This window comes from Mesorhizobium sp. M0306 (genome assembly GCF_040321655.1).
Taxonomy (GTDB): Bacteria; Pseudomonadota; Alphaproteobacteria; order Rhizobiales; family Rhizobiaceae; genus Mesorhizobium.
Window position 1 is genome coordinate 83,573 of sequence record NZ_JAMYRY010000019.1, and the last position, 19,054, is coordinate 102,626.

The window sequence follows — 19,054 nt, forward strand, 5'->3', positions numbered from 1 at the left end:
TTCGTCTAGATCTGCCTGGAGGACTTGTAGACGTTGACGCCGAGTTCGCGAATCTTCTTGCGCAGCGTGTTGCGGTTGAGCCCCAGCAGTTCGGCAGCCTTGATCTGGTTACCGCGCGTTGCGGTCATCGAGGCGAGGACCAGCGGATATTCGACCTCGGAGAGGATTCGCTGATAGAGCCCGGCCGGCGGCAAGTCGCCGGCAAACGAGGCAAAATAGCGCTGCAGGAAATGCTCCACCGCCTGGCCGATGGAAAGGTCATCGGGAATGAGGTTGCCGCCACCTGGAACGACAGGTCTTTCGCCGGTCTTCAACTCCGCCTCGATGATCTCGGCGGAAATCTCGTCCTGCGAATACAGTGCAGCCAGCCTGCGGATGAGGTTTTCGAGTTCGCGCACGTTACCGGGCCACGGATAGCGCTTCATCAGCTCGATGCCGCCGGTGGAAATGCGCTTGGTCTGCAGGCCTTCACTGGCGCCGAGCTTGAAGAAGTGCCGGACGAGGTCCGGAATGTCCTCCGATCGCTCGCGCAGCGCCGGCAGCCTGAGCGGCACAACGTTCAAGCGGTAGAACAGATCCTCGCGGAAAAGCCCCTGATTGATCAGCGTGCGCAGGTCCTTGTTGGTGGCAGCGACGATGCGCACGTCGGTCTTGATCGGTGTGCGGCCGCCGACCGTGGTGTATTCGCCCTGCTGCAACACACGCAGCAGCCGCGTCTGCGCTTCCATCGGCATGTCGCCGATCTCGTCGAGGAAGAGCGTGCCGCCTTCGGCCTGCTCGAAACGGCCGGTGGAGCGGTTCTGCGCGCCGGTAAAGGCGCCCTTCTCGTGCCCGAACAACTCCGATTCGATCAAGTCGCGCGGGATCGCTGCCATGTTGATGGCGACGAAGGGACCGCCTCGGCGGCGGCCATATTCATGCAGCGCGCGCGCCACCAGTTCCTTACCGGTACCCGACTCTCCGCTGATCATGACCGTCAGGTCGGTCTGCATCATGCGCGCCAGCATGCGGTAGATGTCTTGCATGGCCGCCGAGCGGCCGACCAGCGGCATCGTTTCCGGCGGCTCGTCGGCCCGCGTATCGATCTTCGGCCGCCGCGGCTCGGAAAGTGCGCGGTTGACGATGTTGAGCAGCTCGGTCAGGTCGAACGGTTTCGGCAGATACTCATAGGCCCCGGTTTCGGAGGCACGAATTGCTGTCATGAACGTGTTCTGGGCACTCATGACGATGACCGGCAGTTCCGGTCGCGCCTTCTTGATGCGCGGCAGCATATCGAAGGCGTTCTCGTCAGGCATGACAACGTCGGTGATAACCAGATCGCCCTCGCCCGCCGCAACCCAGCGCCACAGCGTCGAAGCGTTGGAGGTGACACGCACGTCGTGGCCGACGCGCGAAAGCGCTTGGTTGAGGACAGTGCGGATGGCCGCATCGTCGTCGGCGACGAGAATATTGCCGCGAACGGTCATTTGCGGTCTCCTTCACCGTCGTCGTCGGTGCCAAACTGGGTTTCTTTCCACGCCGGCATCAGGATGCGGAAGGTGGTCCCGCGCGGCGTCGATTCGCATTCAATGATGCCACCATGCTCGCCGACGATCTTTGCCACCAGCGCCAGACCGAGACCGGAGCCGTTCGGCTTGGTGGTGATGAAGGGATCGAACAGGATCGGCAGGATATCCTCGGAGACACCCGAACCGTTGTCGCGTACGCAGAATTCCAATGGCAGCGACACGCGATCCTGAGTCCCGGGTACAGAAACGCGAATGCCCGGGCGGAAGGCGGTCGATAGCATGATCTCGCCCTGTGGATCGCTGCCGATCGCCTCGGCGGCATTTTTTACCAGATTGAGGAAGACCTGGATGAGCTGGTCGCGATTGGCAAAAACCGGAGGCAATGATGGATCATAATCCTCCAATATCTTGATCCGCTTGGCAAAACCGTTCTTGGCGATTGCTTTGACATGGTCGAGCACGACATGGATGTTGACAGGGTAGCGGTCGATCGGCCGCTCGTCGGAAAACACCTCCATGCGGTCGACCAGCGAGACAATGCGGTCGGTCTCGTCGGTGATCAGCCTGGTCAGTGCGCGATCCTCGTCGGACGCCGACAGCTCAAGCAGCTGCGCGGCACCACGAATGCCGGACAGCGGGTTCTTGATCTCATGGGCAAGCATCGCGGCGAGGCCGGTGACCGAGCGCGCCGCGCCGCGATGTGTCATCTGCCGGTCGATCTTGTCGGCCATTGAGCGTTCCTGGAACATCACCACGACGGAGCCTGGAAATTCCGTTACCGGCGCGACGTAGAGGTCGACTACCTTCTCGATGCCGAGACGCGGCGACGACACGTCCACCCGGTATTCGTTGACTGGCGCCCGGCGCTCGCGCACCTGGTCGACAAGCGTCAGCAGCGGACTGCCGAAAGGAATGAGCTTGTGCAGCGTGTTGCGGGCGAGCATCGTGGCACTCGAACGGAAAAAATCCTCGGCATCGGCATTGGCGAAGGTGATGAAGCCTTGCGGATCGACCATGATCACCGGCCGACGAATGGTGTTGAGCACAATATGCGCGGCGTCCGCCATATCCGTGCTCTGTGTGACGGTGGCGTTCATGCCGCCCTCCGCAGGTTCGCCGCTTCGGGAGCGCTTGAGAACATGTCGCGCAGCAAGGCAATGACATGCCCAGGCTCGAAAGATGTGAGTATGGCCTTGCGCCGGTCGTCGCTTGTGGCGGCGTGGCGGTCGAGATACCAGCCGAGATGCTTGCGCGCCTGGCGCAATCCGCTTTCCACGCCATAGAGCGTCAGCATGTCTTCGTAATGGGCAATGACGTAGTCGCTCAGCGCTTGCGGGCTGTCCGGCATGCCGGATACCGGCTCTGCCCGCGCGGCCGCTACAATGCTGCCGGCAGTCCACGGCGCGCCATAGTGCGCACGGCCGATCATCACCGCGTCGGCGCCGGACTGGTCGAGGATCGACGCAGCCTCTGCCGGCGAGCCGACATCGCCATTGGCAACGACCGGGATCGAGACGGCCTGCTTGACGCGTGCGATGGCGCGCCAGTCGGCTTTGCCCTGATAGAACTGGCAACGTGTGCGGCCGTGCACCGTAACCATCTTCACCCCGGCCTGCTCGGCGCGTCGGGCCAGCATCGGGGCGTTGAGCGCACCTTCGTCCCAGCCGAGCCGCATTTTGACCGTGACCGGCACCTCGACCGCCCCGACTACCGCTTCGATCAGCGACAGCGCGTGGTCGAGGTCTCGCATCAGTGCCGAACCGGCATAGCCGCCCGTCACCTTCTTGGCCGGACAGCCCATGTTGATGTCGATGATGTCAGCACCCTCGCCGGCCGCGATTCGCGCGCCCTCGGCCATGTGCACCGCCTCGCGGCCGGCAAGCTGGACCATGTGGACAGGCAGCCCGGAATGACGGATCCGCAGGCCCGAGCCAGCCCTGCCCTTTGCAAGCTCACCGCTCGCCACCATTTCCGATACAGCCAGCCCGGCGCCATGGGCATGGGCGCGCTGCCGGAACGGCTCGTCGGTGATGCCCGACATCGGCGCGAGAAACACGCGATTGCGGATTCTCACGCCACCCACATCCAGCGGCGAAGCCAATTTGGTCACATCAGGCATGCACAAAAACCAAGCACCTTCGATTGCTGCACATTCTCTAGCCAGAACGACGGCAATGTGCAACGCGCAATGTCGTGACATTAAGGCGCATTTGGGAAAAAAAGGATCGCCGGACCGCATCAATCCTGGGTCTTCTGAAAGCGATACCACTTTTCTGGATCATGCGCTAAGCGTCTCGCCATGAGAGATGTGAGCGAAAAGCATGCTGCCGACGACAAAGTCGCCGTGGTCATCGTTGCTGCCGGCCGCGGCGCGCGCGCCGGACAGGCCAATGGGCCGAAGCAATATCAGCAGATTGGCGGCGGCGCCGTTATTGCACGCACACTCGACGCCTTTCTGACGCATCCGAAGATTGGACCTGTCGTGGTTGCTATCCATGCCGATGACGGCGCGCTTTTCCGTCGCGCCGCCGGCGCAAATGCCGACCGTGTCGTTGCTGTGACCGGTGGTACGTCACGGCAGGAGTCCGTTCGCCTTGGACTGCTGGCGTTGAGAAGCCATGCGCCGGGCCGGGTCCTGATCCATGATGCGGCTCGGCCGTTTGTCGACGCGGAACTGATAGACCGCACGATCGCCGCCATTGGCGAGCGCCAGGGAGCACTGCCTGCCTTGCCCGTTGCCGATACGCTGAAGCGCGAAACGGCCGAAGGCATGATCGGCGAAACCGTGTCCAGGGCCGGGCTTCATGCCGCACAGACACCGCAAGGCTTTCCGTTCTGGCCGATCCTGGCTGCGCACGAAAAGGCTCATCATCTGGGCAAGGCGGATTTCACCGACGATGCGGCAATCGCCGAATGGGCGCACATTCCGGTGAAGATCGTTCCCGGCTCACCGGACAATGTCAAACTGACCTGGGCACGGGATATTGCAATGGCGGATCAGCGGCTTTCCAGCGCCCCACGTTTTCCGGACATCCGAACCGGCAACGGCTACGACGTCCACGCCTTCGAGCCCGGCGACCATGTCACCCTGTGCGGCGTCGCTATCCCGCATGACAAGAAATTGTCCGGCCATTCGGATGCCGATGTCGGTCTGCACGCCTTGACCGACGCCCTGCTCGCCACCTGCGGCGCCGGTGACATCGGCACGCATTTCCCGCCCGCCGACCCGCAATGGAAAGGGGCCGCTTCACGCATCTTCGTCGAACACGCGGCCAAGCTGGTGCGAGAGCGCGGCGGCCGCATCGCCAACGCCGATATCACGCTGATCTGCGAGGCGCCGCGCGTCGGCCCTCATCGAGAGGCCATGACCGAAGCGCTTTCGGCAATGCTGCGAATTTCGCGCGACCGCATCTCTATCAAGGCGACAACCAATGAGAAGCTCGGCTTCGTCGGCCGTGAGGAAGGCATAGCGGCCATCGCGACCGCCAGCGTTGTATTTCCGGGGGATGTCCCTGAATGAGCAATAGCGATCTCGCAGATGCCCTGCTTCAAGCCTGCCAGCAGCGCGGCATCATGCTGGTGACGGCCGAGAGCTGCACCGGCGGCATGATCATCGCCGCGCTGACCGACATTGCCGGCTCTTCCGCGGTGGTCGATCGCGGCTTTGTCACCTATTCCAACAAGGCCAAGACCGAGATGCTCGGCGTCTCGACCGCTACGCTCGAGGCGCACGGCGCGGTCTCGCGAGAGATTGCCGTGGAGATGGCGGCCGGGGCCTTGGCCCATTCGCCGGCCGGGCTCGCCCTGGCGGTGACCGGCATCGCCGGACCGGGCGGCGGCTCGGCGGAAAAACCTGTCGGCCTGGTCTGGTTCGGCGTTGCCGTGGCTGGCCGGCCGGTAGTCAGCGAATGCCAGCTGTTCGCCGACAAGGGCCGGGATTTCATCCGCAGGGAGACGGTCCGGCATGCGCTTGAGCTGGGTCTGCGCGCGCTCGCTGCGGATCAGGCTGCCGATGGCGCGCCGTAGATGATTTCGGCCCGTTTCTCGAACGCCTCGGAGAACATGCGGAAGGCGCGGTCGAACATGGTTCCCATGACCGCACCCAAAATGCGGCTCTTGAACTCATAGTCGATAAAGAAGCAGACGTTGCAACCGCGGCCGTCCCCCGGGTCGAAGCGCCAGACATTGCTCAGATATTTGAACGGGCCGTCGATGTATTTGACGTCGATGGCGTTCTCGTCAGGCTTCAGCAGCACCTGCGTGGTGAAAGTCTCGCGGATCGCCTTGTAGCCAATGCTCATGTCGGCGATGAGCAGCGTGCGTCCGTTGCGTTCCTTGCGCGAGCGGACCGTCAGTGCCTCGCAAAGCGGCAGGAATTGCGGATAGGATTCGACATCGGCGACCAGAGCGAACATCTGTTCAGGCGTATGCGCGACGCGGCGATGGGCTTCGAATTGTGGCATGAAACCAGTTTGTTAGGCGGACTTCCTGAGAAACGCTTCGCGCGCCGCGCGTAGTCTGGCGAAATCGTCGCCGGCATGGTGCGACGAGCGCGTCAGCGGGCTCGACGCCACCAGCAGGAAGCCTTTGGTCTTGCCGATCGTCTCGAAGGACTTGAATTCCTCCGGCGTGACGAAGCGTATCACCGGATGGTGCTTCTTCGACGGCTGCAGGTACTGGCCGATGGTCATGAAGTCGACATTGGCCGAACGCAAATCGTCCATCAGCTGCAGGATCTCGTTCCGCTCCTCGCCGAGGCCAACCATGATGCCGGATTTGGTGAAGATCGACGGATCGAGCTCTTTGACCCGCTGCAACAGCCTGATCGAATGGAAATAGCGGGCGCCCGGCCGGACCGTCAGATAGTTCGACGGCACGGTCTCCAGATTGTGGTTGAAAACGTCGGGCTTGGCAGCCACCACAATCTCCAGCGCGCCTTCCTTGCGCAGGAAGTCGGGCGTCAGGATTTCGATCGTCGTCAGAGGCGTTGCCGCCCTGATCGCACGGATGACCTCGGCAAAGTGCTGAGCTCCGCCATCGGCGAGATCGTCACGGTCGACTGAGGTGATGACGACATGGCTTAGGCCCATTTGCTTGACGGCGTGTGCGACGCGCGCCGGCTCATCGGGATCGAGTGCGGTCGGGATGCCGGTGGCGACATTGCAGAAGGCGCAGGCCCGTGTGCAGATCTCACCCATAATCATGAAGGTGGCGTGCTTCTTTTCCCAGCACTCGCCGATATTGGGGCAGCCCGCCTCTTCGCAAACCGTTACCAGTTTGTGAGACTTAACGATTTCGCGCGTCTCGGCATAGCCTTTAGACATCGGCGCCTTGACGCGGATCCAGTCAGGCTTGCGCAGAACGTCCTGATCCGGCTTGTGCGCCTTTTCGGGATGCCGCAGGCGCGGCGCATTGGCAATCGTGTCGAGGACGGTGACCATGTGAAACCCGGCTCATTGGCAAGCGCCTGTCCGGCGCTCGCTCTACCCACGTCATCTAGGACTTTTCGGCGAAAAGAAAAAGGCCGCGATCACGCATGCCGCGGTGGCCTTTTTCGCATAGCAAGTGCCGACAGAGGTTAGCGGCGCACCAGTCGTCCAACCGCAATCAGAATGCAGGCGCCGATGAAGCCGGTGATCAGATAGGCGATCCAGCCGACACCGAAGATGCCGATGTTCAGGGCCTGCAAGATGGCGTTCAACACGATTGCGCCGACAATGCCGAGAATGATGTTCATGAGGATGCCGGTATTGCTCTTCATGACCATCTCGGCGAGCCACCCCGCCAGGCCACCGATGATGATGGCTGCTACCCAGCCCACGCCGTTCATTTCCATATGCCCTCTCCTTGTATGATGGATGATGCGTGCGAAACGAATTGCTCTGCCGTCGAGTTCCTTTGTGTCTTTCGTGTGAGACTCGCCCAACTAATTTATCATGCATTCAGCGCGCGACCATAGGCGTCGAGTACACTCTCCTTCATCATCTCCGACAGCGTCGGGTGCGGGAAGATCGTGTGCATCAGCTCTTCCTCGGTGGTCTCCAGGTTCATCGCCACGACGAAGCCCTGGATCAGTTCGGTTACTTCTGCGCCAACCATGTGGGCACCCAGCAACTGGCCGGTCTTCTTGTCGAAAATGGTCTTGACGAAGCCTTGGTCCTCGCCGAGCGCAATCGCCTTGCCGTTTGCCGCGAACTGGAAGCGGCCGACGCGGATGTCCTTGCCGTCGGCTTTCGCTTTGGCTTCCGTCAGTCCGACCGAGGCGACTTGCGGATTGCAATAGGTGCAGCCCGGGATCTTCAGCTTGTCGGTGGCATGCACGCCGGGGAAATTGGCGATCTTTTCCACGCACACCACGCCCTCGTGCTCGGCCTTGTGGGCGAGCATCGGCGGTCCGGCGACGTCACCGATGGCATAGATGCCGGGCACGTTGGTCTTGCCGTAGCCGTCGACGACGACGCAACCGCGTTCCGTCTTCACGCCGAGCGTCTCGAGGCCGAGATTCTCGATATTGCCCTGTACGCCGACGGCCGAGATCATCCGATCGGCGGTGATCTTCTCGACCTTGCCGTCCTTCATCTCGACATGCGCGGTGACCGAGTTAGTGCCCTTCTCGACCTTGGTCACCTTGGCTTCTAGGATGATCTTCATGCCTTGCTTTTCGAACTGCTTTTGCGCGAATTTCGAGACTTCGGCGTCCTCGACCGGCATCACTGCCGGCAGCAGTTCGACCACCGTCACCTCCGCGCCCATGGTGCGGTAGAAAGAGGCGAACTCGATGCCGATGGCGCCAGAGCCCATCACCAGCAGCGATTTCGGCATCTCTTTTGGCACCATCGCCTCGAAATAGGTCCAGATCAGCTTGCCGTCCGGCTCGATGCCGGGCAGCGCCCGCGGCCTGGCGCCGGTCGCCAGGATGATGTGCTTGGCGCTGTAGGTGCCCTCGCCCTTGACACCCTTGGGCGCCGGCGGCTGCGGCTCCATCGGCTTCTTCGACGATTTCGACACGACGATTTCGCCGGGTTTCGTCAGTTTGGCTTCGCCCCAGATGACGTCGACCTTGTTCTTCTTCATCAGGAAGCCGACGCCGCCGTTGAGCCGCAGCGAGACCTTTCGCGAGCGATCGACGACGGCGGCTGTGTCGACGCTGATCTTGCCATCGATCTTCAGGCCGTAGTCCTTCAGATGATCCGAATAGTGCATGATCTCGGCCGAGCGCAGCAGCGCCTTGGTCGGAATGCAGCCCCAGTTGAGGCAGATGCCGCCAAGGTGCTCGCGCTCGACGATCGCCGTCTTGAAGCCGAGCTGAGCGGAGCGCACGGCCGTGACATAGCCGCCGGGGCCGGAGCCGATGATGATGACGTCGTAGTTCTCAGCCACGGCTTTCTCCTTCACAATTCCAGCATGAGGCGCACGAGCGGCGCCAGCGCGTGCCCGATGTTCCGCGTATTTTCCGCGTCGAGATGGACGCCGTCGAGCGGCGTCGTTTTGGCCACCGAGCCGGCATCGAAGAAGCCGCAGCCGGCTGCGTCGGCAAGGGCGGAATACTGCGCCGCCAATCGCAGCGAGGCCTCATCGCCGCCGGCGAACATTTCCTTGAATTCGGCATTCTCCGTGCGGCTGACTACGGGCGGTGCGACGATCAGGATCTGCGGCGCCGGCCAATCGAACGGGTAATCGTGGCCGAGCACGATATCGATCAGGCGTTGCATGCCTTGCTTGGCCGCGACCGGATTGCCGTGAATCCACGGCTTCATATCGTTGGCGCCGAGCATGATGATGATCAAATCGATCGGCGCATGCGTCGTCAGGATTGTTGGCAACAGCCTTGCGCCATTGCGGTCCGCCCCGGCCAAGTGATCGTCGAAGGCGGTGGTTCGGCCATTCAGGCCTTCGGCGATGACCTCGACGCCGCTGCCCAATGCCGCCTGCATCACGCTCGGCCAGCGATCTTCCAGCGGATGCCGGCCGAGGTTTGCCGCGTCATAGCCCCAGGTAAGCGAATCGCCGTAGCAGAGGACCGTCTTCATGTGGCTGCCCCGCCGAAACCTGGTTGCGAGCGCCCCAATCGCCAGCGCACAAAAAGCCACTGGACCAGAACCGTAGCGATGCCCGGCAGGACGAGACCGGCGACGATAGGAAGATCGCTCGACCACTGGCGGTTGCCCGGCGGCTGGGAGAAAGTCCAGCCGATCAGAGCAACTCCAATGAGCACAAAAAATGCTACCCCTATGATCGCCGTCAGTTTTGTTGCCCGTCGTGGATCCGACATGAATTGTGCGATGAAGAATGCGAGCGTCGCGAAGATGGTGACGAGAGCCGAGATCATGAATACAAGGATGTACTCCACGTCGGCATTGGTGGCGACGGCGAGCCACTGCACCACCAATCCGCCGGCCAAACCGGAAAGGAAGAAGGCAAAAAGGCTGGTGAAGAATTTCCGCACCGCCCTGTCCCCTTCTCTTAGACCAGCATGCCCATTGGATTTTCGATCATACGCTTGAAGGCGACGAGCAGCTCGGCGCCGAGCGCACCGTCGACTGCGCGGTGATCGGTCGACAGCGTTACCGACATGATTGTCGCGATCTTGATCTCGCCGTTCTTCACCACTGCGCGTTGCTCGCCGGCGCCAACCGCCAGGATCGTCGCATGCGGCGGGTTGATGACGGCAGAAAAATCCTTGACGCCGAACATGCCGAGATTGGACACCGCCGTGGTGCCGCCCTGATATTCTTCCGGTTTCAGCTTGCGGCTGCGGGCGCGGCCGGCAAGGTCCTTCATCTCGTTGGAGATGACGGACAGCGTCTTTTCGTCGGCACGCCGGATGATCGGGGTGATCAGGCCGCCGGGGATCGACACGGCAACGCCGACATCGGCGTGCTTGTGCTTGACCATGGCGTTTTCTGTCCACGACGCATTGGCATCCGGCACCGCCATCAGCGCCAGGGCCAGAGCCTTGATGACCATGTCATTGACGGAAAGCTTGTAGGCCGGCGTTTCGCCTTTCTCAGTCTTCTTCACCGGGGCGGCCGCATTGATCTGCGTGCGCAGCGCCAGAAGTGCGTCGAGCTCGCAGTCGAGCGTCAGATAGAAATGCGGAATGGTGGTCTTGGCCTCGACCAGCCGGCGCGCGATGGTCTTGCGCATATTGTCGTGCGGGACAAGCTCGTAGGAGCCTTCGGCAAATAGTTTGAGCACCTGCTCGTCCGACATCGCCTTGGGTGCCGTGGCCGCAGATGCCGGAGCGCCGGCGGGCGCCGCTTTTGCTGCTGGTGCCGTCTTGGCGCCGCCACTGGAAATTGCGGCATCGACATCGGCCTTTACCACGCGGCCGTGGGGGCCGGAGCCGGTCAGCGCCGCGACATCTATACCGGCTTCGCTGGCAATGCGCCGGGCCAGCGGCGAGGCGAAGATGCGCTCACCGTTTGCATGGCCGTTGGCGACCGGCGCCGCTTCCGCCTTAGGTAAAGCAGGCTCCTGCTTCGGCGCTTCGGGCTTTGGTGTTTCAGCTTTGGAGGCGTCCGCTTTCGGAGCCTCAGCCTTTGCCGGCGCAGCACCGTCACCGCTTTTCGCGGCGGCCGCCGCATCCTCCCCCTCGGCCGCCAGCACCGCGATCAGCGCATTGACCTTGACGCCTTCAGTGCCGGCCGGAACCACCAGCTTGGCAACCGTACCTTCGTCGACGGCTTCGACTTCCATCGTTGCCTTGTCGGTCTCGATCTCGGCAATCACGTCGCCCGGCGAAACCTTGTCGCCTTCCTTGACGAGCCACTTGGAAAGGTTGCCTTCTTCCATCGTAGGCGAAAGCGCCGGCATGGTGATGTTGATTGGCATTTTGTCCTCCCACCCTGCTCAGCGATACGTGACGGCTTTGACCGCCTCGACGACCTCGCCGACATTGGGCAGCGCCAGCTTTTCGAGGTTCGCCGCATAGGGCATCGGCACGTCCTTGCCGGCAATGGTGATGACCGGTGCGTCGAGGAAATCGAAGGCGCGCTGCGAAACCTGATTGGCGATATGGTCGCCGACCGAGTTCTGCGGAAAGCCTTCCTCGACCACCACCAGGCGATTGGTCTTTTTGACCGAGGCGATGATCGTGTCGAAGTCGAGCGGGCGGATGGTGCGCAAGTCGATGATCTCGGCGTCGATGCCCATGCCGCGCAACTCCGCCTCGGCCTTGATCGCGTAGGTCATGCCGATGCCGAACGAGACGATGGTCACGTCCTTGCCGGATTTGTGAATGCGCGCCTTGCCGATCGGCAACACGAAATCATCCATCTTCGGCACGTCGAAGGAGTGGCCGTAAAGGATTTCGTTTTCGAGGAAGATGACCGGGTTCGGGTCGCGGATCGCCGCCTTAAGCAGACCCTTGGCGTCGGCGGCGGTATAAGGCATCACCACCTTCAGGCCGGGAATATGGCTGTACCAGGCGGCATAGCATTGCGAATGCTGCGCGGCGACGCGGGCAGCCGCGCCGTTCGGGCCGCGAAAGACGATCGGGGCGCCCATCTGGCCGCCGGACATATAGAGCGTCTTGGCGGCCGAATTGATGATCTGGTCGATCGCCTGCATGGCGAAGTTGAAGGTCATGAATTCGACGATCGGCTTCAAGCCGGCCATCGCCGCGCCAACACCAACGCCGGCAAAGCCGTGCTCGGTGATTGGCGTGTCGACCACGCGCCGCGGACCGAATTCCTGCAACAGGCCTTGCGTGATCTTGTAGGCGCCCTGGTACTCGGCAACCTCCTCGCCCATGACAAAGACATCGCCGTCGCGGCGCATTTCCTCAGCCATTGCGTCGCGCAATGCTTCACGCACCGTGGTCGAGATCATTTCGGTGCCGGCCGGGATGTCCGGATCGGCGGCAATTTCCAGCTTGGGCGCGGCGGCAACAGGTGCTGCCGCTTCGCTCTTGGTCGGCGCAGCCGCGGGGGCCGGAGCGGCAGCGGGCGCTGCTGCTTGCGCCTCAACAGCCTCCTCGCCGATGCCTTCGCCTGCCTCGTCGATGTCTTCGCCATCGACGGCCAGCACAGCGATCAGTGTGTTGACCTTGACACCCTCAGTGCCGGCAGGAACCACGATCTTGGCAAGCGTGCCGTCGTCCACGGCTTCGACTTCCATCGTTGCCTTGTCGGTCTCGATCTCGGCAATGGCGTCACCGGCCGCGACCTTGTCGCCCTCTTTCTTCAACCACTTGGAAACATTACCCTCTTCCATGGTCGGCGAGAGGGCGGGCATGAGAATTTCGATCGGCATGTCCTTGCCCTCTCGTTAAAGTACGATATCGGTCCAGAGCTCGGACGGATCCGGCTCTGCGTCGTTCTGGGCAAATTCTGCGGCGTCGGCGACGACGTCGCGGACTTCCTTGTCGATGGCCTTGAGCTCGTCCTCGCTTGCCCATTTTTTGTCGAGCAGCCGTGCTTTGACCTGCTCGATCGGGTCACGTTCGGAGCGCATTTTCTGCACTTCTTCCTTGGAGCGGTATTTTGCCGGATCCGACATCGAATGGCCGCGGTAACGATAGGTCTGCATTTCGAGAATGAGCGGCCCGTTGCCGGCGCGGCACCATTCGGCGGCGAGGTCGCCGGCTGCCTTTACGGCGCGCACATCCATGCCGTCGACCTGGATGCCTGGAATCTTGAAGGAGGCGCCGCGGTGCGAAAAATCCGTTTCGGCCGACGAGCGCGAGACCGAGGTGCCCATGGCGTAGCGGTTGTTCTCGATGATGTAGATCACCGGAAGCTTCCACAGCGAGGCCATGTTGAAGCTTTCGTAGACCTGGCCCTGGTTCGCGGCGCCATCGCCGAAATAGGTCAGCGTCACATTGTTGTTGCCGCGATAGCGGTTGGCGAAGGCAATGCCGGTGCCGAGCGACACTTGCGCGCCGACGATGCCGTGGCCGCCGTAAAAATGCTTCTCCTTGGAGAACATGTGCATCGAGCCGCCCTTGCCTCTGGACAGGCCGCTACGGCGCCCGGTCAGTTCGGCCATGACGCCGCGCGGCGACAACTCCATGGCCAGCATATGACCATGGTCGCGATAGGCGGTGATCATCTGGTCGCCATCGATCAGCGCCATCTTCATGCCGGTAACGACCGCTTCCTGGCCGATGTAGAGGTGGCAGAAACCGCCGATGAAGCCCATGCCGTAAAGCTGGCCGGCCTTTTCCTCGAAGCGGCGGATGAGCAGCATGTGCCGGTAGGCGGCAAGCTCCTGGTCCTTGGTGAATTCAACAGGCTTTGGGGTGGAAAGGCCCGGCGTTTTGCCGTCTGATTTGGATTTGGCAGGCGCTTTTCTGGTGGCGGTGGCCATGCATCACTCCCTGTTGGCGTCTCTTGGCGGACAGCGAGGGAGATCAGTTCTCCCACCGATTTGAGGCAGGCTAACATGCAGGGAAGGCTTTCGCCATGCCGAAAACGCATGGCTGTCATGCATCTAAGCAATTAAAATCATTGCAAATATCGCTGATTAACTGAAATCAGGTTACCTTGCGGCCGGCAGCATGATGGTGATCTCGTCGGCGTGTGACAGATTAAGCGCCTTGCGCGCCTGCTCGTCCAGCATGTCCTTCTCCAGCGTGCCCTCATGCATCAGCTGAACGCGGCGCTCTAGATCGATCCGGCGCGCCTTGACGGCATCGAGCCTGCCCTGCAATTCGGCAGTCTCAGCTTCGAGCTGATACTTGGAATAGATGCCGAACTCGCCATGATAGGCATGGAAGCCGAAATAAGTCAGGAACACCACGCAGAGCGAGGGGATGATCAGCCGGCCGGTGTTTCTTTGCTTATGCTGGCGTGTCCACATGGTCCGAATCCTCTACGCCGCCTTTGTCGCCCGATTGTGCTTAATGGACGGTTACGGATTGCTGGATTCGGAGCCAGGAAGCAAAAAAGGGCGGGAATGTCCCCGCCCTCGCCGCCACGGATTTTCTCTCGAAAATCAGCTTTTCACGATCGACTTGCCGGCATATCGCGCCTGCTTGCCGAGCTCCTCTTCGATGCGGATGAGCTGGTTGTACTTGGCCATGCGATCCGAGCGTGACAGCGAGCCCGTCTTGATCTGCCCGCAATTGGTGGCAACGGCGAGGTCGGCGATGGTCGAATCCTCGGTCTCGCCCGAGCGGTGCGACATCACCGCGGTATAGCCGGCCTTGTGCGCGGTCTCGACGGCGTCGAGCGTTTCGGTAAGCGAGCCGATCTGGTTGACCTTGACCAGAATCGAATTGGCGACACCCATGCGGATGCCGTCGCGCAGCCGCGCCGTGTTGGTGACGAACAGATCGTCACCAACCAGCTGCGTTTGCTTGCCGATGAGATCAGTCAGCATTTTCCAACCGTCCCAGTCATCCTCGGCCAGGCCGTCCTCAATGGTGATGATCGGGTAGTCGGCAGCGAGTTTGGCCAGATATTTGGCCTGCGCCTTCGGGTCGCGGGTTTTCCTCTCGCCTTCATAGACGTAGTTGCCATCCTTGAAGAATTCGGTCGCCGCGCAGTCGAGGCCTAGTGCAACCTCCTCGCCAGGCTTGAAGCCAGCCTGCTCGATCGATTCCATGATGAAGTCGAGCGCGGCCGGCGCGCTCTTCAGGTTGGGGGCAAAGCCGCCCTCGTCGCCGACATTGGTGTTGTGGCCGGCGTCCTTCAGCTTCTTTCGCAGCGTATGAAAGATCTCCGAGCCCCAGCGCACGCCGTCGCGCAGTGTCGGCGCGCCGATCGGCAGGATCATGAATTCCTGGAAATCGATCGGGTTGTCGGCATGCGCGCCGCCATTGATGATGTTCATCATAGGCACCGGCAGCACATGGGCCTTGGTACCGCCGACATAACGGTAGAGCGGTAGGCCGGCCGCTTCGGCCGCGGCCTTGGCCACCGCCAGCGACACGCCGAGGATGGCATTGGCGCCGAGCCGGCTCTTGTTGGCCGTACCATCGAGCTCGATCATGGTCTGGTCGATATGGATCTGATTCTCTGCCTCCATGCCGCCGATCGCCTCGAACAGCTCGCCGTTCACCGCCTCGACCGCTGTCAGCACGCCCTTGCCGAGATAGCGGGGGCCGCCATCGCGCAGTTCGACTGCCTCATGCGCGCCGGTCGAGGCGCCGGACGGCACCGCGGCGCGACCCATCGAGCCGTCTTCGAGCACGACGTCGACCTCGACGGTCGGATTTCCGCGGCTGTCCAGGATTTCACGCCCGACAATGTCGATGATGGCCGTCATTGCGATGTCCCCGATTGATCGATTGAAGCGTCGCGCACCTCTTAGCCAAAGCGCCGCAAAACGCAATCGGGGCAGTTGCAAATATTGCCCCGCGCCCATTGCCGCTCTTGGGATTCACGAAGCACAAAGCGCTGTCATCATTTGTCATGCGCCGCATGCCGGTTTCTGGTCTATGGCTGTTGTCGCGCGGGGCGAAACAGGAGGAGTTTCGCCATGTCCCAGTTGAGCGGTATTGTGAGTTTGTTCCTGATTGCGGCTGCGTTCCTGACGTCGTGCGACAATCAGCAACCCCCGCAGGGATCGTCGCCTTTGCCGGCCCTGCAGATTGCGCAGTAGCATCCCGCCACCCACATCGAAAGGCCCCCGATTTCCGGGGGCCTTTTTTTGATTCCAGGAGACTTAGTCAGTGCCAGTAAGGCTCGACCTTGTAGTAGTTGTATGAGGCGTCACGCGCGGCCTCGCCGTCGGCGCCGGTCAGCTCGTTGATCGAATAGGAAGGAGCGGCCATCAGCTGGTCTTTGGTGAACGGCACGACATAGCCGCCCTTGTTCTCGTCATAGTCAAGGCTCGCCCACGGAATGGCGTGGTATTTTTCGCCGATGCCGAGAAATCCGCCAAAACCGATCACGGCAAACATGATTCCGTTCGACAATTTGTCGAGCATGACGTCCTCGATGTCGCCGATATGAGTGCCTTCCGTATTGTAGACCGATGTGCCGATAACCCGCGAAGCGGCGATGGCTTCGGTGTGTCCCGTCTGGGTCGTCATGGTGTGCTCCTCGTCGTCGTTGACATTAGATTTTGACAATGAGGGCCGCGGGCTAAGGTTCCAGGCGGGTTCGAAATTCTTCAAAGTTTTCTTGGCGGCGCTGCTGTGGCGCAACTGCTGGTTCAACCCACGCTTTTGGCGATGCGATCGAACGCCATCAGCCGTTCAAGCAATGCGGGAAGATCCTTTAGCGGCACCATGTTGGGACCGTCGGAAGGCGCGTTGTCGGGGTCCTGGTGCGTCTCGATGAAGACGCCGGCGACGCCAACCGCGACGGCCGCGCGCGCCAGCGTCTCGACAAAGCGCCGGTCGCCTCCAGACGAACCGCCCTGCCCACCCGGCTGCTGCACGGAATGGGTGGCATCGAAAATCACCGGCGCGCCGATCTCGGCCATGATCGGCAGCGCCCGCATGTCGGACACCAGGGTGTTGTAGCCAAAGGATGCGCCGCGCTCGGTGACCAAGACATTGGCGTTGCCGGAGCCGATAATCTTGGCGACGACGTTCTTCATGTCCCACGGCGCGAGGAATTGGCCCTTCTTCACATTGACCACCTTGCCGGTTCTTGCAGCAGCAATCAGCAAATCGGTCTGCCGGCTAAGGAAGGCAGGAATCTGCAGGATATCGGCATGCGGAGCGACGATCGCGCATTGTTCCTCAGTGTGGACGTCGGTCAGGATCGGCAGCGAAAAATTCTTGCGCAAGTCGTCGAAGATCGGCATTGCCGCTTCAAGTCCCGCACCGCGCGTGCCGCCAAGAGACGTGCGATTGGCCTTGTCGTAGCTGGTCTTGTAGACGAGCCCAATGCCGAGCCTTTCGGTCAATTCCTTTAGCGCACCGGCCATGTCGAAAGCGTGCTGCCGCGATTCCAGCTGGCATGGACCGGCGATTAGCGACAGGGGCGCACCGTTGCCGAAAATGACCTTGCCGATCGCAACGGAGGAATTTGGCATCAGTGGATTGAGCTTGTTCATGCGATCTCCCGGAAGATGAAGGCTGAGCCCTGGCCTGGCGCCGGCGGCACGATGATATCACCGCCGCGCATGTGGTGTTCGACGGAATTGGCTGCAAGCAGCTTGGCGACGGCATCGCCGTGCCAAATCGAAAAGACGATCCCAGCAAAGCGGAGTTCAGATGGCACGCCGGCAGGAATGCCGAAGCGTGCCGAATAGGCTGCAGGATCCAGAACGGTCACGACGGCATTCGGCAGCTCATAGACAGTGCCGCCCTGCGCCTTGATCCCGGCTGCGATCGAAATCACATTGCGTTGTTCGAAGGGTTCGCCACTGACTGCCACGATTTCGACAATGCCGGTTGCGCCATTGGCGTGAGCCTGCAACGCAGTGCGGTCGACGTTCGGCGCATTGATCCGCTCGCAGGCGAAGAGAAAAGCGTCCGTTGCCTTGCCTGTAGCCGCGAAGGCCAGTTTGAACGATGCGGTGTCGCTCTTTCCCGCCGCATCGGTGAAGGCGCGCGAAAAGCTGAGCATGTCTCCCGCCGACAATCCGGCTTCCATGTAGCGCGCGTGGTCCGCGGCGGCGCTTTCGGTGCCCAGCGCCACGGCAGAAAATCCTTCATCGCCGTTTTCTTCGCGATAAGTGCGATCACGCGCGACAAAGACATTGCGGTTCGCGATCGCCGTTGCCACGGCCTGTCTGTCGGCGACCGCGAGCGGCTCGAGATAGGTGCCGTCGGGGAGGAAGACACAGCAGTTTTCCGTTCCGAAAGAGTGGATACCTGTCGGCGCAACGGTAAAGCCGAGCAAGGTCAAGCGCGCCCGTGCAACATCGAGGCTCGCGGTCGGCAGCACCAGGTGATCGAGCGGATGAGGGCTTGCGGGGGTGTTCTCGGTCATGTCCCGCGCGGTGTGCCTCATTCCTGAAAATGGTTCAAGGGCTTAGCCGGCGACTCAGCGGCAAGACCACATCAGGGCGCAGGGGACAGCAGCTCGTCAACTTGCAACGATGTCGGCCGAATAACGCAATTCGCGCAGCGGTTTGACCCGGCTGGTCGTCTCTGCATAGAGCGGATGCGCCTTGTAGGCGGCGAGCGCCGCTTCGTCCTCGAACTCGGCGTAGACGACCACATCAATCTCATCCGAGAGCGGGTCGACCTTGGTGTTGAGCGTTACCTCGAAATGACGCGAATGAGGTATCTTGCCAAGCGCCAGGAGACCCGTGCGCACTGCCTCGACATCCGCTTTATGCCGTGCGCTGAAGAAAACGATATGCCGGATCAACCCAGCCTCCTCGCCGTTGGACCGGCGCTCTTTTGTGTCAGCGGGAGCGTGCCGTCAATCGGCAGGTTTGTCGCGTCGGCGAACCGTGGCAACGAAGAGAAACTACACCATGCTGGTTACATAGTGCACGATGCGGGTCACCTCCCTCACCGTCCTGTCGAGGTAGCGGCCTTGGTTGTAAATGCCGTCCCAGATCAGGAAAAAGGTGACGGTCGTGATGACGATGACATAACGCATGACTAAAACTAGCGCATATGGGTGGTTGCAACCATAGCGATTCCGGCCCTGCTGAGACCCTCCCCCGAATTTTAGCGGCCTTTGGTC

Annotated in this window: 22 protein-coding genes; 3 read left to right on the forward strand and 19 right to left on the reverse strand. The window is 61.6% G+C overall.

Annotated elements, in window-relative coordinates; translation table 11 throughout:
- Positions 1 to 5 precede the first annotated feature (5 nt).
- The 3 genes from ntrC to dusB are packed head-to-tail and all read right to left on the reverse strand — an operon-like array spanning position 6 to position 3,627.
- Positions 6 to 1,466 carry a nitrogen regulation protein NR(I) gene (gene ntrC / locus NKI95_RS23030; RefSeq protein ID WP_352466165.1) on the reverse strand — a complete coding sequence of 487 codons (1,461 nt, stop codon included), beginning with the start codon at positions 1,464 to 1,466 and terminating at the stop codon, positions 6 to 8.
- The gene (locus NKI95_RS23035) at positions 1,463 to 2,605 is read right to left on the reverse strand and encodes a two-component system sensor histidine kinase NtrB (protein WP_023675075.1); all 1,143 of its coding nucleotides are present in this window, start codon (positions 2,603 to 2,605) and stop codon (positions 1,463 to 1,465) included. Before NKI95_RS23035 ends, ntrC begins: the two co-directional genes overlap by 4 nt.
- Complete coding sequence (dusB, locus tag NKI95_RS23040) at positions 2,602 to 3,627, reverse strand: tRNA dihydrouridine synthase DusB (protein WP_352719499.1); 1,026 nt, start codon at positions 3,625 to 3,627, stop codon at positions 2,602 to 2,604. Before dusB ends, NKI95_RS23035 begins: the two co-directional genes overlap by 4 nt.
- A gap of 180 nt (positions 3,628 to 3,807) precedes the next feature.
- Here dusB and NKI95_RS23045 point away from each other — a divergent pair, with 180 nt between their 5' ends.
- Together NKI95_RS23045 and NKI95_RS23050 are read left to right on the forward strand one after the other, a co-directional pair.
- Positions 3,808 to 5,028, forward strand: coding sequence for a bifunctional 2-C-methyl-D-erythritol 4-phosphate cytidylyltransferase/2-C-methyl-D-erythritol 2,4-cyclodiphosphate synthase (locus tag NKI95_RS23045; RefSeq protein WP_352719500.1), 1,221 nt, complete (start codon positions 3,808 to 3,810; stop codon positions 5,026 to 5,028).
- Positions 5,025 to 5,534 carry a CinA family protein gene (locus NKI95_RS23050; protein WP_352719501.1) on the forward strand — a complete coding sequence of 170 codons (510 nt, stop codon included), beginning with the start codon at positions 5,025 to 5,027 and terminating at the stop codon, positions 5,532 to 5,534. The genes NKI95_RS23045 and NKI95_RS23050 overlap by 4 nt, the downstream gene beginning before the upstream one ends.
- On the opposite strand, the gene NKI95_RS23055 is transcribed toward NKI95_RS23050, so the two are convergent.
- From NKI95_RS23055 to eno, 11 genes are all read right to left on the reverse strand, one after another.
- Positions 5,510 to 5,971 carry a type II toxin-antitoxin system RatA family toxin gene (locus NKI95_RS23055; RefSeq protein ID WP_292655295.1) on the reverse strand — a complete coding sequence of 154 codons (462 nt, stop codon included), beginning with the start codon at positions 5,969 to 5,971 and terminating at the stop codon, positions 5,510 to 5,512. The two genes, NKI95_RS23050 and NKI95_RS23055, sit on opposite strands and share 25 nt — an antisense overlap.
- A gap of 12 nt (positions 5,972 to 5,983) precedes the next feature.
- Positions 5,984 to 6,949, reverse strand: coding sequence for a lipoyl synthase (gene lipA / locus NKI95_RS23060; protein WP_352719502.1), 966 nt, complete (start codon positions 6,947 to 6,949; stop codon positions 5,984 to 5,986).
- A gap of 137 nt (positions 6,950 to 7,086) precedes the next feature.
- Positions 7,087 to 7,344: a GlsB/YeaQ/YmgE family stress response membrane protein gene (locus NKI95_RS23065; RefSeq protein ID WP_292655302.1), complete on the reverse strand. Its 258-nt coding sequence runs from the start codon at positions 7,342 to 7,344 to the stop codon at positions 7,087 to 7,089.
- Between the two features lie 98 nt (positions 7,345 to 7,442).
- A complete protein-coding gene (gene lpdA / locus NKI95_RS23070) occupies positions 7,443 to 8,888 on the reverse strand; it encodes a dihydrolipoyl dehydrogenase (RefSeq protein ID WP_352719503.1) in 1,446 nt (481 codons plus the stop codon).
- An 11-nt stretch (positions 8,889 to 8,899) separates the two neighbouring features.
- A complete protein-coding gene (locus NKI95_RS23075; protein WP_352719504.1) occupies positions 8,900 to 9,538 on the reverse strand; it encodes an SGNH/GDSL hydrolase family protein in 639 nt (212 codons plus the stop codon).
- The gene (locus tag NKI95_RS23080) at positions 9,535 to 9,954 is read right to left on the reverse strand and encodes a hypothetical protein (protein ID WP_352719505.1); all 420 of its coding nucleotides are present in this window, start codon (positions 9,952 to 9,954) and stop codon (positions 9,535 to 9,537) included. Before NKI95_RS23080 ends, NKI95_RS23075 begins: the two co-directional genes overlap by 4 nt.
- Before the next feature lie 17 nt (positions 9,955 to 9,971).
- Positions 9,972 to 11,342 (reverse strand): pyruvate dehydrogenase complex dihydrolipoamide acetyltransferase, encoded by a 1,371-nt coding sequence (locus NKI95_RS23085; RefSeq protein WP_352466156.1) that lies wholly within the window; start codon positions 11,340 to 11,342, stop codon positions 9,972 to 9,974.
- A gap of 18 nt (positions 11,343 to 11,360) precedes the next feature.
- The gene (locus tag NKI95_RS23090; RefSeq protein WP_352466155.1) at positions 11,361 to 12,764 is read right to left on the reverse strand and encodes a pyruvate dehydrogenase complex E1 component subunit beta; all 1,404 of its coding nucleotides are present in this window, start codon (positions 12,762 to 12,764) and stop codon (positions 11,361 to 11,363) included.
- Positions 12,765 to 12,779: 15 nt separating this feature from the next.
- Positions 12,780 to 13,820, reverse strand: coding sequence for a pyruvate dehydrogenase (acetyl-transferring) E1 component subunit alpha (gene pdhA, locus NKI95_RS23095; RefSeq protein WP_352507419.1), 1,041 nt, complete (start codon positions 13,818 to 13,820; stop codon positions 12,780 to 12,782).
- 171 nt (positions 13,821 to 13,991) lie between these two features.
- A complete protein-coding gene (locus NKI95_RS23100) occupies positions 13,992 to 14,312 on the reverse strand; it encodes an FtsB family cell division protein (protein ID WP_352719506.1) in 321 nt (106 codons plus the stop codon).
- 135 nt (positions 14,313 to 14,447) lie between these two features.
- On the reverse strand, positions 14,448 to 15,722 hold the full coding sequence (eno, locus tag NKI95_RS23105) for a phosphopyruvate hydratase (protein WP_352719507.1): 1,275 nt from the start codon (positions 15,720 to 15,722) through the stop codon (positions 14,448 to 14,450).
- A gap of 213 nt (positions 15,723 to 15,935) precedes the next feature.
- Here eno and NKI95_RS23110 point away from each other — a divergent pair, with 213 nt between their 5' ends.
- Entirely contained in the window at positions 15,936 to 16,058 is a 123-nt protein-coding gene (locus NKI95_RS23110) for a hypothetical protein (protein ID WP_084642452.1), read from the forward strand.
- Between the two features lie 67 nt (positions 16,059 to 16,125).
- On the opposite strand, the gene NKI95_RS23115 is transcribed toward NKI95_RS23110, so the two are convergent.
- The 5 genes from NKI95_RS23115 to NKI95_RS23135 form a co-directional block, all read right to left on the reverse strand.
- Positions 16,126 to 16,491: a PRC-barrel domain-containing protein gene (locus tag NKI95_RS23115; protein ID WP_023675091.1), complete on the reverse strand. Its 366-nt coding sequence runs from the start codon at positions 16,489 to 16,491 to the stop codon at positions 16,126 to 16,128.
- A gap of 122 nt (positions 16,492 to 16,613) precedes the next feature.
- The gene (gene kdsA, locus NKI95_RS23120) at positions 16,614 to 17,465 is read right to left on the reverse strand and encodes a 3-deoxy-8-phosphooctulonate synthase (RefSeq protein WP_352719508.1); all 852 of its coding nucleotides are present in this window, start codon (positions 17,463 to 17,465) and stop codon (positions 16,614 to 16,616) included.
- Entirely contained in the window at positions 17,462 to 18,346 is an 885-nt protein-coding gene (locus NKI95_RS23125; RefSeq protein WP_352719509.1) for a VOC family protein, read from the reverse strand. The genes kdsA and NKI95_RS23125 overlap by 4 nt, the downstream gene beginning before the upstream one ends.
- Positions 18,347 to 18,442: 96 nt before the next feature.
- Positions 18,443 to 18,730, reverse strand: coding sequence for a Dabb family protein (locus NKI95_RS23130; protein ID WP_254817185.1), 288 nt, complete (start codon positions 18,728 to 18,730; stop codon positions 18,443 to 18,445).
- 102 nt (positions 18,731 to 18,832) lie between these two features.
- On the reverse strand, positions 18,833 to 18,967 hold the full coding sequence (locus NKI95_RS23135; RefSeq protein ID WP_292655342.1) for a hypothetical protein: 135 nt from the start codon (positions 18,965 to 18,967) through the stop codon (positions 18,833 to 18,835).
- Between the last annotated feature and the right edge of the window lie 87 nt (positions 18,968 to 19,054).